Here is a 14,604-nt window from a genome sequence, read left to right as displayed (position 1 = left end):
CAAGTGCTGGTCAGCAGTCCGTTCGCTGCTCGGCCACGATGCGGTCCGGGTTGCGGCGGCTCGCGTCACGGGCCGTGAAGGCCATCGTCAGCAGGCCGGACGCGACGATGGCGGCTCCCACGTAGAGCGGAGCGGTGTAGCCGAGGCCCGCGCCGATGGCCAGGCCGCCCAGCCAGGCGCCGAGTGCATTGCCTACGTTCGACGCCGATACGTTCGCGCTCGCGGCCAGCGGGACTCCGTGGGCGTGGTCGGTGACCCGGGTGATCATGCCGGGAACGGGGGCGAAACCGAATACGCCGGTGAAGAAGACGAGGATCACGGACGCCGTCGGGCCGGCCGCCAGGAGGCCGAACATCGCGAGCGTGACGGTCAGGGCGGCCAGGGACAGCAGCAGGGTGGCATCGCGGTTGCGGTCCGCGCCCCTGCCGCCCAGGAGATTGCCGAGTACGAGGCCGGTGCCGTAGACGACCAGCAGCCAGGCCACGTCCCTGTTCGAGAAGCCGGTGACCTCGGTGAAGGTGTACGCGAGGTAGCTGAACGCGCCGAACATGCCGCCGTAGCCGAGTGCCGTGGCGGCGAGGGTCAGCCAGACCTGGCGGGAGTGCATGGCCCGCAGTTGGGTGCGTACGGAGCCCCGTGCGGTGGACCCGGGGTCCGCCGGAATCGTTCCCGCCCAGGCCGGGACCAGTACGGCGATCGCGGCGACGGCCAGCACGCCGATCCCGGTGATCGCCCAGAACGTGGCGCGCCAGCCCCACTTGTCGCCGACGAGGGCGCCGAAGGGGACGCCCAGCACGTTCGCGACCGTCAGGCCGGCGAACATCACGGCCACCGCTCTCGACGCCCGCTCCGGGGCGACCAGACGGCGGGCGACGAGCGAGCCGATGCCGAAGAAGGAGCCGTGGCACAGGGCGGCGACGATCCGGCCGAGCAGCATGACCTGGTAGTTCGGGGCGAGGGCGGAGAGGAGGTTGCCGAGGACGAAGAGCACGACGAGTCCGGTGAGGACCGGTTTGCGGGGCAGACCGGCCGTCGCGGCGGTCATCGCGATCGCGCCGACCGCGACGGTCAGGGCGTAGCCGGAGATCAGCCATCCCGCCGCGGCCTCGGACACGGAGAGGCTGCGGCCCACCTGCGGGAGCAGTCCGGCGATCACGAACTCGGTCAGGCCGATCCCGAACCCGCCGAGGGCGAGAGCGACCAGTCCGGCGGGCATCCGGGCCGAGCCGGGCGTACGGGCCGAGCCGGGCGTACCGGTGACGCGCACCGTCTCCACTTCGGTGCGGACGCCGCCGGTGTCGCCGACATCGCCGATGTCAGATCACGACCCCGTCTATCTGAAGCGTCTGCACCGACTTCGCCGCGAACGGCACCGCGACCGTCTTCCCGCTCAGGTGGGTGTCCGAGTACGCCTTGTACAGGTCCCCGCCCGTCGTCACCGTGTTCCAGCGGGGCACGAGGCCGGCCGAACCGCCGTTCACCGTCGAGAAGTTGGCGAGATCGAAGGTGAAGGTCTGGGCGGACGTGGAGGTGTTGGCCGCCACGATCACCAGGCGCTTCGCGCTCGCGTCGTAGGCCGCCGCCGCGTTGCTCACGCCCGTGTCGAGGATCTTCATGCCCGGGCGGATGTGGCGGCTGAACTGCGCCATGACGTAGTACTTCGTCGTGATGGCGCCCGGCTGCAGCGTGTTCGCGTCGTATGCGATCATCGCCCAGTTCGAGGACGGGTCCATCACCTGCCAGTAGACCCAGGCGGTGGGGTGGAGCCAGCGGAAGTCGTAGAGCAGGTTGCCGGCCAGCGTGATGCCCGTGCCGTCGTTGTCGCCGGTCTCGGAGTTCCACAGGGCCTTGCCGGCCGCCGTGACGACGTCGGTGTAGAGCAGGTCCCTACGGCCACCCGAACCCTGGTAGCCGTGGACGTTGACGCGGTTGACGTAGCCCTTCGTCGTGGAGGAGAAGGAGCTCCAGGTAGTGCGGGCCAGGTCGTAACTGGTCTCGTCCGAGGCTGAGATCCTGGTGCCCGTCAGGCCGCGCTTGTCCAACTCGCTGCGCAGGTAGGGGAGTACGGCGGACTGGACGGTGGCGTCCATGTGGCAGCCCTCCTGGGTGCCGGTCGCCGTCCACCACGAGGACGAGGGCTCGTTGAAGGCCTCCACCGTCGCGAAGTTCACGCCCCAGTTGTTCTTGGCGTAGAGGGCCACCGCGGCGAGGTGGGAGGCGTGCTGGCGGTAGTTCCAGGACTGGAGGTTGTTGCCGCCGTCGGAGGCGCCGGAGGGGTTGTGGTTCAGGCACATCCACCACATGGGGGAGTTGGCGAAGAGCTCGGTGGTGGCGCCGCGGGCCACCGCCTTCGTCAGCATCGCGCGCTGGGTGGCGTCCGCCGTCCACTTCCAGGCCGAGGAGGTGGGGTCCTCGTTGTTCCAGTCCTGCCAGTAGCCCTCGATCTGCTTGAACGGGGGGATGTTGGCGGAGGCGGCCATGCTCTCGCCGTTCACGGTGTTCGAGCTGCAGGCGCCGAGGTTGTAGCGGGCGATGTTGAGGCCGAGGCCCGGCAGTGAAGTGCCGTTGTACGTCGTGGACTTGGTGGTGAAGAAGATGTCGGCGAAGTCGTCCCGCGCGCCGAAGACGTTGGCCCACCAGGCGAGGGACGTGCCCCAGCCCTCCCAAGTGCCGTACGACGTACCGGGATTGACCGAGACCGTGGCGTCCGCGCGTGCGGTGCCGGTCGCCAGGGCGCTGCCGAGGAGGGTGCCGCCCGCCGCGGTCAGCAGGGTTCTGCGTCGGATCATGACTTCTCCGCTTCGCTGCAGGTCCCGTTCATGACAGTTGTGGCACTTGCGCCGGTCGGACAGGCGCCGTGCGGGTCGTGCGGGTCGTTTCACGAGGAAGCATCGGGTGTGGCGTGTGGGGTTGTCGAGGGTTCTGACAGGGCTTTCTAAAACCTATGTACGAAGTCCGAACGGCCGGACCTCACCGGCTGCGACTTGTACGAGGCGTGCGGACCTGCCTACGGGCCTGGTGACTTGAGGGAGCTGCCCTTATTGTGCGGGCGGCCCGGTGAAGGAGGCGTACGGATGCGCGTTCCGGTCGTGCAGCACAGCAGCAGACGGCGGCTGGCCCGGCGCCGGCGGGTGTGGTGGACCGGGGGCGAACTCCTTGTCACCGCGGGCGTCGTGCTCCTGCTCCTCGTCGTCCAGCAGCTGTGGTGGACGAACCGGGAGGCGCGGCAGGGGGCCGAGCGGAAGGTGGAGTCGCTGGAGCGGCAGTGGGGTTCGGGCGGCTCCGACGGTGACGCGTCCGCTACGCCGGTGTCGTCGCCTGCGCCTGCGCCTTCGTCCGAGCAGCACGCGGACACCGGCGCCGGCCGTCAACGGCCCGCGGCCGCGCGGCAGCCCCGCCCCACGTGGTCCCAGGCGTACGCCGTCCTCACCATCCCCCGACTTGGCCTCCGCGTCCCGGTCGCCGACGGCGTCAGCAAGCCGAACGTCCTCAACAAGGGGTACGTCGGCCATTACCGCGGCACCCAACAGCCGGGCCAGGCAGGCAACTTCGCCCTCGCGGGCCACCGCAACACCCACGGCGAGCCCTTTCGGTACATCAACCGGCTGCGCGCCAAGGACGTCGTGCAGGTGGAGACCAGGAGCGCGACGTACACATACGTCGTCGACAAGACCCTGCCGCAGACGTCGTCCCGCGACTCCGGTGTCGTACGGCCGATCCCGCGCTCGATCGTCAAACCGCGGTACGGGTACAGCGAGCCGGGCTACTACATCACCCTGACGACGTGCACTCCGGAGTACACATCGCGGTATCGGCTGGTGGTGTGGGGGGTGCTGGTGTCGATGCGGCCCAGGTCCTGAGGACCTCCGTCCACCGATCGGCGATCTTTACTCCGTCTTGGTGTCTGTCATACCTCTGGGATACCTGCTCTCCCTAGTGTCGTGGGGTTGGCATGTGCACAGAGTGAAGCAATTGACGTGTTGGGTGTACGGGGCACGGGGGGCTGGTTCGGGTGTCGGACCTGAAGAAGGAAGCGACGTCGCTGCACAAGGCGGCGTCGGGGCTGCGTGGGGTGGGGCATCACACGGCGAAGCCGTTGCAGCAGTTCGAGGCGCAGTCGCGCGACTTGGACGCGCTGGGCGCGTTGGGCTCGCTGCTGGGGGCGAAGGGCGAGATAGAGAAGGGCATGACCACCCTGGTCAAGCTGACCAAACAGCTGGACGAGGAGTGGGAGGCGGAGGCCAAGCTGATGGGTGACGTCTCCACCGCGTTCGACCTGCTGGATGTGCTGATCGCGGCCGCGGCGCAGGCCGGAAAGGGCTGAGCGGCAGCACCATGGTCGACCTCAACCCCTTTCACTACATCAACAAGTTCAACCACATGTTCGGCGACAGTGTCGCCAGCGGTCTGGAGTTTCTGGGCATCTCGGATCCGGCGGTGGATCCGGACGGGGTGCGGGAGATCGCCAAGAAGTGGCGGCACCTGGCGACCGGTCTGGACGACGCGGCGACAGCTGCGGAGCGGGCGCTGCACGGGGTGGAGTGGGAGGGCAAGGCGGCCAAGGCGTTCACCAAGCGGTCCAAGGCGGCCCGTAAGCAGGCCACGGAGATGGCGCATTCGCTGCGTGAGGGCGCGAAGGCGCTGGACGATTTCGCGGACAAGGCGCACGAGTTGCTGTCCGAGATCGGCGTGATGCTGGCGGAGATCGCCGAGTTCGAGATCGCCGGCCTGGCCCTGTCGATCCTGACCGCGGGTGCCTCCGAGGTGGCCTCCACCTTGATGGCGGGCGAGCGGGCGCTGAAGGTGGTGGCGCTGATCGGCCGGATCGAGGAGGAGGGCACCGCGCTCGGGTCGGTGGTGCGCGGGGTGATGGAGGTCATCCGCGGGGTGGAGCGGGCGCTGAAGGCGCTCAAGGAGATCCGCGGGGTCGCCGAGGTGGCCAAGATGGCCAAGGGCGGCCTGGAGTTCACCGCGTTCCAGACCCTGCTGGAGAATCCGGGGGCGTTCAAGGATCCGGAGAAGCTGGCCGGGATCCTGGCCGAGGGCGCGGTGCTGGGCGTCGGCTTCGGCGTGCTGGGCAAGGCGCTGGGCAAGGGCCTCAAAGCGCTGGGCCCGGCCGCTTTGGCGAAGCTGAGCAGGTCGATGGGGCTGGACTGCGCGGCCTTCGAACGGCTGAAGCTGAACCCGGGCTTCGACAAGCTGCCCGCCTCGGTGCGCAACCTGGTCAAGAAGTTCGTGCGGGACCCGATCGACGTGGCCACCGGCGACATGGCCCTGCCCCGCACGGACGTGTCCCTGCCGGGCGTGCTGCCGCTGATCCTGGAACGCACGCACCTGTCCTCCTACCGGTGGGGCGGCTGGTTCGGGCCGTCCTGGGCGTCCACCCTGGACCAGCGCGTCCAGGCGGACGAGGACGGCTTCGTGTACGCGGCGGCGGACGGCGCCCGCCTGTGCTTCCCCCTCCTGGACCCCGAAGCCGACCAGCCGGTGCGCCCGCTGACCCCGGGCTCCCGCCTGACCCTGTCCTGGGATACGGAGATCGACGGCGCCCTCCGCGTCCACGACCCGGACACCGGCCTGGTCCACGTCTTCCACTCCCCGGTCGCGGCGGCCGGCGACACCGCGGTGGACCTGCCGCTGCAGCACATCACCGACCGCAACAACAACCGCATCACCATCGTCTACGCCGAGGGCGACATCCCCTCCGCGGTGGTGCACTCCGGCGGCTACCACGTCGCCCTGGACCACGACCGGGCCCGCTCCCGCATCACCGGCCTGCGCCTGCTGGATCCCGCCCACCCGGGACGCCCCGGCACCACCCTGCTCACCTTCGGCTACGACGAGCAGGGCCGGCTGACCGAGGAGTTCAACTCCTCCGGCCTGCCGATGCGTTACACCTACGACCCCGAGGGCCGCATCACCTCCTGGACCGACCGCAACGACACCACCTACCGATACCGCTACGACGACCACGGCCGGGTCATCGCCACCGGCGGAACCGGCAACGCCCTGGCCTCCACGCTCACCTACGACGACGCCACCCGCACCACCCGCGTCACCGACTCCCTCGGCCACACCCGCCTCTACGAACACAACGAGAACCTGCGCCTGACCCGCGAGACCGACCCACTCGGCAACACCACGACCCAGGAATGGGACGCGGAGCAGCGACTCGTCGCGATCACCGACCCGCTCGGCCAGGTCACGCGGTACACGTACGATTCGAATGGCCGCATCATCTCGGTCGTGCGTCCGGACGAGCACGAGCTGATCACCCAGTACGACGAGGCCGGCCGGCCCGTGCTGATGAACCTGCCGGGTGGTGCTACCTGGCGGCAGGAGTACGACGAGCGGGGCAACCGTACTGCGGTGACAGACCCGGCAGGCGCCGTCACCCGCCGCACGTACGACGGACATGGGCGTCTGGTGGCCGTCACCGATCCCCTCGGATATGTCACCCGCGTCCGCTGCAACGCGGCGGGTCTGCCACTGGAGGCCACGAACGCACTTGGCGAGACCACTCGTTACGACCGGGACGTGTTCGGGCGGGCGGTGACCGTCACCGATGCGGGCGGGGCGACTTCACGCAGAGAGTGGACGGTCGAAGGGTGGCTCGTGCGGCGCGTGGCAACTGACGGTGCCGTCGAGACATGGGCGTACGACGGTGAGGGCAACTGCGTCAGCCACACCGATCCCGTCGGCGGGAGCACCGCCTTCGAATACACGTATTTCGACCTGGTCGCCGCACGTACGGACCCTGACGGCGTACGTCATGAGTTCGTCCATGACACGGAACTGCGGCTCATGAAGGTCGTCAACGCGTCAGGGCATACCTGGAATTACGAATACGACGCTGCCGGGCGCATCGTCGCGGAGACCGACTTCGACAGCCGCACCCGTAAATATCGCCTGGACGCCGCTGGTTTCCTCACGGCCCGTACCAACGCATGCGGACAGACGGTGCGTTACACGAGGAACACACTCGGTCAGATGGTCCGCAAGGATGTCGAAGGACAGGTCACCACCTTCGACTACGACCCGTCCCGCCGGTTGATTCACGCGAGCGGTCCCGATGCCACAGTGGCACTCGTTCTCGACGAGCGTGGCCGACGGCGCTTGGAGACGGTGAACGGCCGTGCGCTCCAGTGCGCCTACGACGACCTCGGCCGCCGCGTCGGGCGTACCACGCCGACCGGAGCGACCAGCGAATGGCGGTTCGACGAGGCGGGCCGCGTGGCCGAACTCGCTGTCGCAGGGCGGTCCATCGGCTTCGAGCGTGACACCGTGGGCCGTGAGGTCGCCCGGCACCTGGGCGGAGGAATAACCCTGGCCCATAGCTTCGACGAGGCGGGCCGCATCGCCACGCAGAGCGTGCTCACGGACGCAGAGACGGTTCAGCGGCGGGCGTTCACCTATCGGCCCGACGGTGCCCTGGTACAGGTCGACGACCAGTTGGCCGGCAGTCGCCGGTTCGACCTCGACGCAGGCGGTCGCGTCACCGCCGTTCACGCCAGGGAGTGGACTGAGACCTATGCGTACGACGAGGCCGGAAACCAGGCCTTCGGGGACTGGCCCGCCAGCAGTCCGGGCCGTGAGGCAACGGGACGGCGAACATATGAAGGCACCCAGATCACGCGTGCCGGAAGTGTCCGCTACGAGCACGACGACGCCGGCCGTATCGTGCTGCGGCAGAAGGTCCGTCTGTCCCGCAAACCGGATACCTGGCGCTATTCATGGGACGCCGAGGACAGGCTGACATCCGTCATCACTCCTGACGGGACGCGTTGGCGCTATCTCTACGACCCGCTGGGCCGTCGAGTCGCCAAACAGCGTCTCGCCACCGATGGTGAGAGCGTCTTGGAGGAGACGACGTTCACCTGGGACGGACATACCCTCTGCGAGCAGATATCCGCGACGCAGGACCAGGCTCATGCGACGGTACTCACCTGGGACCATGACGGGACGCGTCCACTCGCTCAGACAGAACGCATCGTCGACGTACGTGCTCCGCAAGAGGAGATCGACCAGCGTTTCTTCGCCATCGTCACCGATCTTGTCGGCACCCCCACAGAACTCGTGGGTGAATCGGGCGACATAGCCTGGCGTACGAGAGCGACGCTCTGGGGCATCACCGCATGGAATGTGGATGCGACGGCTTATACCCCCCTTCGCTTTCCGGGTCAGTATTACGACCCCGAGACTGGCCTGCACTACAACTATTTCCGTACTTACGACCCTGAGACGGCGCGCTACCTCACGGCTGATCCTCTTGGTCTCGCGCCTGCCCCGAACCCTGTTGCCTACGTCCCCAATCCCCACAGCTGGATAGACCCCCTCGGCCTGACCCCCGGGTGCGGCGAACCCGTCGGCCGGACGTTCGAGGAGGCCAAGGCGAAAGCCCTGAGGGAAGCCGGTATCCCGGAGGGCGCGGAGCCTCTCGAGACCGACAACTGGGTGAAGGCCACCACTCCGGAGTATCAGGGTGGCAAGCAGTTGAAGGGGGAGGACGGCCAGATGATCTACTACACGGAGGAGACGTACGAGCACCCCAACGGCGAGGACCTCATAGTCTTCCAGGACCACTGGTTCGGGCACCAGAAGCCGGGTGAACCCGGATATCAGGGGCCGCATGTCCATGTGAGGCCGTTCGAGGACACCCGGAACGGGCAGGTTCCCGGCTGTGAGGAGCACTACTACTATGACCGTTGAAAGCCGTCTGGTGAATCCGGATGCGCTCCGGTCGCTTTACGGCAGCATTCCCGACCTGAGTGGCGTCGCGATCAGATCCATCAATCTGAACCCCAGTGGTCCCACAGTCACACTGCGCGTCGACTTGTCCGCCTTTCCGGAATTCGCGCCCCAGGAGTGGCTCGAAGCAGGTATGGACGCGGTCCAGTGCCAGCTTGCGTTCATGGACGTGACGGAGATTTCTCTCACCCGTTGGATCCCGCCGACGACGGGTGACGTGAGCATGGAGCCGTACGGCGACGCCCGGCGTATGCGTGTTGCCGTCGAAGGGGCCGGGGTTTCATTGAGCTTGGAGTGCCATGAGCTTGCGAAGCTCAGCCACGTGAGTGCTTTTAAGTTGCATCCGGACGGCACGGACAACGGTCCCCATCGCTACCTGAGCAAGCTGGATGCACGGCTGTACGAGTGCCTTCCCGGAGCGGAGGAATACAAGTTCTATGGACGCTGACTGGCGGCGGCTGCTTGCTTCGGGTGACGTTCTGAACGCTGTGTACGGTGACGCACCGCCCGCGCCGGATGCGTGTCGTCTCTTTTATGTGCACTTCGATGAGCGGGGCAACTCGGCGACTTTGGGGTTCGAGACTCGTCAATTCCCCGTCGATCCGCCTCCGGAATGGGTGGAGAAGGGGCTCAACGCCTTTGAGTTCTATCTCGCCTTCACCGGAGTGACGGGCCTTCGGGTCACCGGCTGGGGGTCCGCAGAGGCTCGGCAGGTCGGGGTGGCCGCCGTTGAGGGCGGACAGCTGCTCCAGGTGTCCCTCGGGTCCGAGGCGTCCGGAATCGTCTTTCGGGCGTCCGCGGTCCGGCTGGCGAAGTCGCGTGCCTATCTCGCCTCGGACAGCGAGTAGCGAGTAGCCAGCAGCGAGCAAGAACGTCGCGCCTCTGCCCGCGCAGACGCGGGCAGAGGCGCGCTGGACGCTCCCGGTTACGGCAGTCCGTGCACGTGCGCCCCCACCGAGTTCGACCACGAACTACCCGCGGCCGCATCCCAGTTCGTGGACCACGTCATCGCGCCCCGCAGGTCCGGGTACGTCTTGGACGGCTTGAAGGAGCCGCAGCCGGTGCCCTTGGTCAGGCAGTCCAGGGCGTTGTTCACGACCGTCGGGGAGACGTAACCGCTGCCCGCCGCGCTGGTGGAGGCCGGGAGGCCGAGGCCCACCTGGGAGGGGGAGAGGCCGCCCTGGAGCTGGATGCAGGCCAGGGCCGTGAGGAAGTCGACCGAGCCCTGGCTGTAGACCTTGCCGTCGCAGCCCAGCATCGAACCGCTGTTGTAGTACTGCATGTTGACGACCGTGAGGATGTCCTTCACGTTCAGCGCGGTCTGGAAGTACGAGTTCGACGTCGACTGCATGTCGATCGTCTGCGGTGCCATCGTGAGCACGAAGGACGAGCCGGCCTTCGACGCCAGCGAGTGCAGCGCCTGCGACATGTAGGTCGCGTTGAGGCCGTTCTCCAGGTCGATGTCCACGCCGTCGAAGCCGTACGCCTGCATCAGCGAGTACACGGAGTTGGCGAAGTTCGTCGCCGATGCCGAGTCGCTCACCGAGACCGTGCCGTTCTGGCCGCCCACGGACACGATGACCTTCTTGCCCGCGGCCTGCTTCGCCTTGATGTCCGCCTTGAACTGGTCGACGGTGTAGCCACCGAGGCCTGCGGAGTCCAGGTTGAAGGTCACGGCGCCCGGCGTCGTCGTGGCGTCCGCGAAGGCCACCGCGATGATGTCGTACTGGGAGGAGACGGCCGAGAGCTTCTGGACCGTCGCGCCGTTGTTGAAGTTCTGCCAGTAGCCCGTCACCGCGTGCTTGGGCAGCGAGACGTTTCCGTTCCCCCCGTCGGCGGCCGTGGTCGCGGTCACCGCGCCCGACTTCGGCGACTCACCCGCCGAGTTCGTCGCCGTTACCTGGAACGAGTACGAGGTGGACGCCGTCAGGCCGGTCACCGTCGCCGACGCTCCCGTCACCGCCGTCACCTTCGTGCCGTTGCGGTAGACGTTGTACCCGGTGGCGCCCGAGACGGCGCTCCAGGCGAGGGACGCCGAGGTCGAGGTCGTGGACGAGACCGACAGACCCGTCGGCGCCGCCGGCACCGTCGGGGCCGGGTCGGTGCCGCCGCCCCCGTCCGGGCCGTACACCGAGATGTCGTCCGCGTAGTACGGCGCCTGGCCGTACCAGCCGTGCGTGTACACCGTCACCGAGGTCGTCGACGCACCGGTGGTGAAGGTCGTCGACAGCTGCTTCCAGCCCGACGAGTCGGGGGTCCACGTCGAGACGTCGGTCGTGCCGGTGCCGGTCACGCCCAGGTACGTGTAGCCGCCCTGCACCCAGGCGCTCAGCGTGTACGTGGAGTTGGGCTTCACCGCCACGGACTCGCTGCACTGGGCGTTGTCCTGCCCGGCCGGCGTCGCCTTCAGCGCGGCCGCGCCGCTGTGCACCGGGGAGGAGACGGTCGTGCCGCTGTTCGCGCTGCACGTCCAGTTGCCGAGGCCGGACTCGAAGCCGGCGTTCTTGGCGTTGTTGACGTCCGCTGCGGACGCCTGGCCCGAGCCCGCGAATGTGAGGGCGAGGGCGACGGTGGCCACTGAGGCCCAGAGCCGGGCCGATCTTCTGCGTGGGGACATGACAATAAGTTGGTCCAGACCAATTGAGCTGTCAAGAGGTCCAGACCAACTTCCCTCACACTCGCAGGCGTTCGGTCACGGGTGCGCGGGCGGGATCCTCACGCCTCCCGGCCCTCCCACCACTTGTCCAGCAGCAGCCCCATCGAGCACCCCGCCAGCAGCACCCCCGTCGACATCCACAGCGCGAGGCTCGACACGGTCACCAGGTCGGGACGGAGCGACAGCGTCAGCAGCTGCCCCGCCGCCGGCACCGCGCACGCCGCCGCCACATGGCGCCCGGGCACCCGGCGCCACGGCTCGGGATGCACCCGCGCGGCCGCCCAGGTCGCGAGGACGACGCAGAGCAGGTTCGGGATGTGGACGAAGATCAGCGCCGCGCCGAAGGAGCCGACGCCCTCGGGGCCCGCCACGTTGTCGTGCACCGCTCTGACCTGGATGTACTCCGTGACGACGAGTACCAGCACGCCTGCGGCCCAGGAGCGTACGAGTGTCATCGGCCGCCTCCCAGGGCCTCGTGGCAGAGCAGGATCGTGAAGCCCAGCGCCGCCAGGCCGCAGCCCGCCGTGAGGGCCAGGGACTGCAAAACCGGGGACCAGCTGCCGCGGCCCGCTACGGTCGCGGTCGCCTGCGGATCGTGGGGGTCGTAGGTGACGGTGACCGGGGTGCCCTCGTCGGTCGAGAGGCCCGCCAGGTCCTCGAACTCGACCCGTGTGCCGTCGGCCGTACGGAAGGCGAAGAAGTGGCGGGTGGCGTCCGAGCGGTTGTACGGCTCGGTCTCCACGCGGACGCACTCCCCGGACGTGCGCACCCCGCGGCGCAGCACCCGCGCCACCGTGACCAGCCTTCGGGCGTACTTCAGCGCGATCGCCCCGAACAGGGCGATGAGCAGGACGAGTACGACGTAACCACCGCCCGGTACGTGCACGGCTAGTGCACCTCCACCGACTTGACGATCTTGTTCAAATCCGCGTCCGAGAGCTTGCCCTCGACCGCGTCGATCCGGACCGCGAAGGTCTTGTCCGAGGAGTCCAGACCCGTCAGGATCACGCCCTTGACCGGAGTGCCCTTGGGCGGATCGCCGTCCTGGCCGGCGGACTTGAAACGGAAGTCGATCCGCTTGGCCTCGTCCGCGCCGGCCAGTTTCACATCCTCGTCGCCCTTGACCCTCGCACCCATCTGAATGCCGGCCTCGGCGGCGATCGCGGCCTGCTCCGCCGAGTTCGCCTGAGTGAAGTTCAGCTGGACGGTGATGATCGAGACCGTCCTTCCGTTCTCCGTGCGGACGGCCGCCGCGGCGTTGTACTTGCTCCGCTCGGCGTCGGACTGTTCCCGGTACCCGCCCGAGCCCTTCGGATACGACACGTCGACGCCTTTCGTCTTCAGCGTCCCCCAACCACCGGGCACCGAGGCGGAGTTCGAGCCCCCGCCTCCGCACCCGGCGAGGAACGCGGTCAGCAGGCCGGCGGCCAGGAACGTACGGCGGGTCTTCATCAGCGGGAGCTCCCCTCTCGTCAGTTCGCACAGTAGCTGTAGGGAAGGTAGGAGCGGCTGCTGCCGCGAGGAGCGCCCAGGAACTGCGCGTCGGTCAGGGTCTCGGACTTCTTCTCGGTGCTGATCGACAGGCCGAGGCTGAGGCCGAGGTTCAGCTCGAAGCCGTACTCCGCCGCGTTGACCTCGCCCGTGTAGTTCATCTTGCTCGACCTGCCCTTGTCGAACATCAACCGGCCGAAGGGATCGTCGGCGCCGGGACGACCCGTCGGGGCGTGGTCGTCGAACATGTACTTGAACGGCGTGGCGATCTGCTCGTTGTTGCTGTCCAGCCACTGCTCGCCGATCGCCCGGTCCTTGTCGCCCGCCGGACCGGGGTCGAAACTCACGGAGTTGGTGACGACCTGGATGCCGGTGGAGCTGTCCGTGCCCTTCTCGCCGACACTGCCGCCCCGCTTGTCCTTCCCGTCCTTGCCGTTGTCGCCACCGACCTTGGCGCCGTCCTTCTGCCCGCCGTCCTCGACGGTGCGCGTCATGTCGATGCGGACCAGCTTGCCGCTCGTCTTGTCGTAGGTGACCGTGATGGTGCCGGTCTGGGTGCGGGAGGCCGAGTAGTCGCCGCTGAGCGGGCCGGCCTGGTAGCCCGCCTTGGTGCCGTACTCGATGGACGAGGAGTAGGTGTACGACTTGGTGTTCTTGTACGCGTTGTCCGTCCAGGTCACGTCGGGCGAGTACTTGAAGTTCCCGCCGAGCGTGGCGCTGAGCTTCTTCTCGTCGGCCATGGAGAACTTGATGCCCGCGGACGCGGACGCCTCCAGGCCCACCTTGCCGTAGGTGATCCTGCGGTTGTCGCCGAGGTGGTCCTTGACCCGGTTCTCGGTGTCCTCCTCGTCCTTGAGCGGGCCGGTGCCGAAGAGATAGGCGATGCTGTCGCCGAGGCTGGCGTCCGCGCCGCCGGGCATCTCCCGCCGCATCTGGTACATCTGCAGCTTCTCGACGTCGTCCCGGAACCGCTTGGCCTCGTCGGGGCTCTCGAAGACCCAGGTGTCGCCGTTGGTGACCTTGATCCCGGCGCCGAGCTCCACCTTGTCGGTGCCGAACTTGCCCACTTTCATGCCCGGCTGGAAGTCCTTCTTCACGCCGACGGACGCGGCGTCGGTGAAGGTCAGATAGACCAGCTCGTCCTTGTCGTCGACCTTGCCGTCGTGGTTGACGTCCGTCTTCGCCTTGAGGTGCTGCTCCTGGAAGCCGTACTCGTTGCCGATCTCCCAGAACAGGATCTTGGCCTTCGAGCCCGCCTTGTCGGTGACCGAGGAGACCTGGCACAGGGCCGGCTCGTAGTCGGCGTCGGTCAGCGGCTTGCCCGCATCCGGGCCGCCGGCGGAGCAGTCGCCGCCGGCCACCTTGCAGATCTCGGCACCGAGCTTGTCGTAGATCGTCCGACCGACGCCCGTGGCCGAGATGCCGAGCACGATCGCCGCCGTGACGACGACCATCCCGAGGTACTCGGTGCCGGTCGCGCCGCGGTCGTCGTATGCCAATCTCCCTCGTGCGTACGGTCGTATGCCTCCCCCGCGAGACATGCGCACCCCTCCTCGGCGGGCGGTGTGGTTGTTGCCGACGGCGGCGACGGTAGGCGCGCGGGGTGCCGGGCGGCGTGGGCCCGGGGGCCCAAACGGAGGCCCAGAGTCGGAATGGGACCGGCAAGATGCTCAACCTGCCCCGTTTTGGCGTGTCTTGTGAATCGACAG

General features: G+C 68.0%; 12 protein-coding genes. 5 read left to right on the top strand and 7 right to left on the bottom strand.

What is annotated here, in order from left to right:
* Positions 1–10: 10 nt before the first annotated feature.
* Both ACGFYN_RS14325 and ACGFYN_RS14320 read right to left on the bottom strand, forming a co-directional pair.
* On the bottom strand, positions 11–1,216 hold the full coding sequence (locus ACGFYN_RS14325; RefSeq protein ID WP_393866264.1) for an MFS transporter: 1,206 nt from the start codon (positions 1,214–1,216) through the stop codon (positions 11–13).
* A 100-nt stretch (positions 1,217–1,316) separates the two neighbouring features.
* A complete protein-coding gene (locus ACGFYN_RS14320) occupies positions 1,317–2,789 on the bottom strand; it encodes a beta-1,6-galactanase (protein WP_393866111.1) in 1,473 nt (490 codons plus the stop codon).
* A gap of 285 nt (positions 2,790–3,074) precedes the next feature.
* Here ACGFYN_RS14320 and ACGFYN_RS14315 point away from each other — a divergent pair, with 285 nt between their 5' ends.
* From ACGFYN_RS14315 to ACGFYN_RS14295, 5 genes are all read left to right on the top strand, one after another.
* Positions 3,075–3,860 (top strand): class E sortase, encoded by a 786-nt coding sequence (locus tag ACGFYN_RS14315; RefSeq protein WP_393866110.1) that lies wholly within the window; start codon positions 3,075–3,077, stop codon positions 3,858–3,860.
* A gap of 152 nt (positions 3,861–4,012) precedes the next feature.
* Entirely contained in the window at positions 4,013–4,324 is a 312-nt protein-coding gene (locus ACGFYN_RS14310; protein WP_393866109.1) for a hypothetical protein, read from the top strand.
* 11 nt (positions 4,325–4,335) lie between these two features.
* Positions 4,336–8,709 carry a DUF6531 domain-containing protein gene (locus ACGFYN_RS14305; RefSeq protein WP_393866108.1) on the top strand — a complete coding sequence of 1,458 codons (4,374 nt, stop codon included), beginning with the start codon at positions 4,336–4,338 and terminating at the stop codon, positions 8,707–8,709.
* Positions 8,699–9,196, top strand: a complete 498-nt coding sequence (locus tag ACGFYN_RS14300) for an Imm50 family immunity protein (RefSeq protein WP_393866107.1) — start codon at positions 8,699–8,701, stop codon at positions 9,194–9,196. Before ACGFYN_RS14305 ends, ACGFYN_RS14300 begins: the two co-directional genes overlap by 11 nt.
* On the top strand, positions 9,186–9,596 hold the full coding sequence (locus ACGFYN_RS14295; protein WP_393866106.1) for an Imm50 family immunity protein: 411 nt from the start codon (positions 9,186–9,188) through the stop codon (positions 9,594–9,596). Before ACGFYN_RS14300 ends, ACGFYN_RS14295 begins: the two co-directional genes overlap by 11 nt.
* Before the next feature lie 77 nt (positions 9,597–9,673).
* Here the strand turns inward: ACGFYN_RS14295 and ACGFYN_RS14290 are convergent, their stop codons facing one another.
* The 5 genes from ACGFYN_RS14290 to ACGFYN_RS14270 form a co-directional block, all read right to left on the bottom strand.
* Entirely contained in the window at positions 9,674–11,365 is a 1,692-nt protein-coding gene (locus ACGFYN_RS14290; RefSeq protein WP_393866105.1) for a chitinase, read from the bottom strand.
* Between the two features lie 98 nt (positions 11,366–11,463).
* Complete coding sequence (locus ACGFYN_RS14285) at positions 11,464–11,859, bottom strand: hypothetical protein (protein WP_393866104.1); 396 nt, start codon at positions 11,857–11,859, stop codon at positions 11,464–11,466.
* Positions 11,856–12,290, bottom strand: coding sequence for a DUF3592 domain-containing protein (locus ACGFYN_RS14280; protein ID WP_393866103.1), 435 nt, complete (start codon positions 12,288–12,290; stop codon positions 11,856–11,858). Before ACGFYN_RS14280 ends, ACGFYN_RS14285 begins: the two co-directional genes overlap by 4 nt.
* A 2-nt stretch (positions 12,291–12,292) precedes the next feature.
* The gene (locus ACGFYN_RS14275) at positions 12,293–12,856 is read right to left on the bottom strand and encodes a hypothetical protein (RefSeq protein ID WP_393866102.1); all 564 of its coding nucleotides are present in this window, start codon (positions 12,854–12,856) and stop codon (positions 12,293–12,295) included.
* A gap of 20 nt (positions 12,857–12,876) precedes the next feature.
* Positions 12,877–14,394, bottom strand: a complete 1,518-nt coding sequence (locus ACGFYN_RS14270; RefSeq protein WP_393866101.1) for a hypothetical protein — start codon at positions 14,392–14,394, stop codon at positions 12,877–12,879.
* Positions 14,395–14,604: the final 210 nt, after the last annotated feature.

Source organism: Streptomyces sp. NPDC048419, from assembly GCF_043200415.1.
In the GTDB taxonomy this organism is placed as follows: Bacteria; Actinomycetota; Actinomycetes; order Streptomycetales; family Streptomycetaceae; genus Streptomyces.
The sequence above is the reverse complement of the archived record's forward strand: the minus strand, read 5'-3'. Positions and strand labels throughout refer to the sequence as shown.

What these genes read in the sequence shown, in the direction of transcription:
- ACGFYN_RS14325 (WP_393866264.1), bottom strand. Translation starts at nt 1,216, where the DNA reads ATGCCCGCCGGACTGGTCGCTCTCGCCCTCGGCGGGTTCGGGATCGGC.
- ACGFYN_RS14320 (WP_393866111.1), bottom strand. Translation starts at nt 2,789, where the DNA reads ATGATCCGACGCAGAACCCTGCTGACCGCGGCGGGCGGCACCCTCCTC.
- ACGFYN_RS14315 (WP_393866110.1), top strand. Translation starts at nt 3,075, where the DNA reads ATGCGCGTTCCGGTCGTGCAGCACAGCAGCAGACGGCGGCTGGCCCGG.
- ACGFYN_RS14305 (WP_393866108.1), top strand. Translation starts at nt 4,336, where the DNA reads ATGGTCGACCTCAACCCCTTTCACTACATCAACAAGTTCAACCACATG.
- ACGFYN_RS14300 (WP_393866107.1), top strand. Translation starts at nt 8,699, where the DNA reads ATGACCGTTGAAAGCCGTCTGGTGAATCCGGATGCGCTCCGGTCGCTT.
- ACGFYN_RS14295 (WP_393866106.1), top strand. Translation starts at nt 9,186, where the DNA reads ATGGACGCTGACTGGCGGCGGCTGCTTGCTTCGGGTGACGTTCTGAAC.
- ACGFYN_RS14290 (WP_393866105.1), bottom strand. Translation starts at nt 11,365, where the DNA reads ATGTCCCCACGCAGAAGATCGGCCCGGCTCTGGGCCTCAGTGGCCACC.
- ACGFYN_RS14285 (WP_393866104.1), bottom strand. Translation starts at nt 11,859, where the DNA reads ATGACACTCGTACGCTCCTGGGCCGCAGGCGTGCTGGTACTCGTCGTC.
- ACGFYN_RS14275 (WP_393866102.1), bottom strand. Translation starts at nt 12,856, where the DNA reads ATGAAGACCCGCCGTACGTTCCTGGCCGCCGGCCTGCTGACCGCGTTC.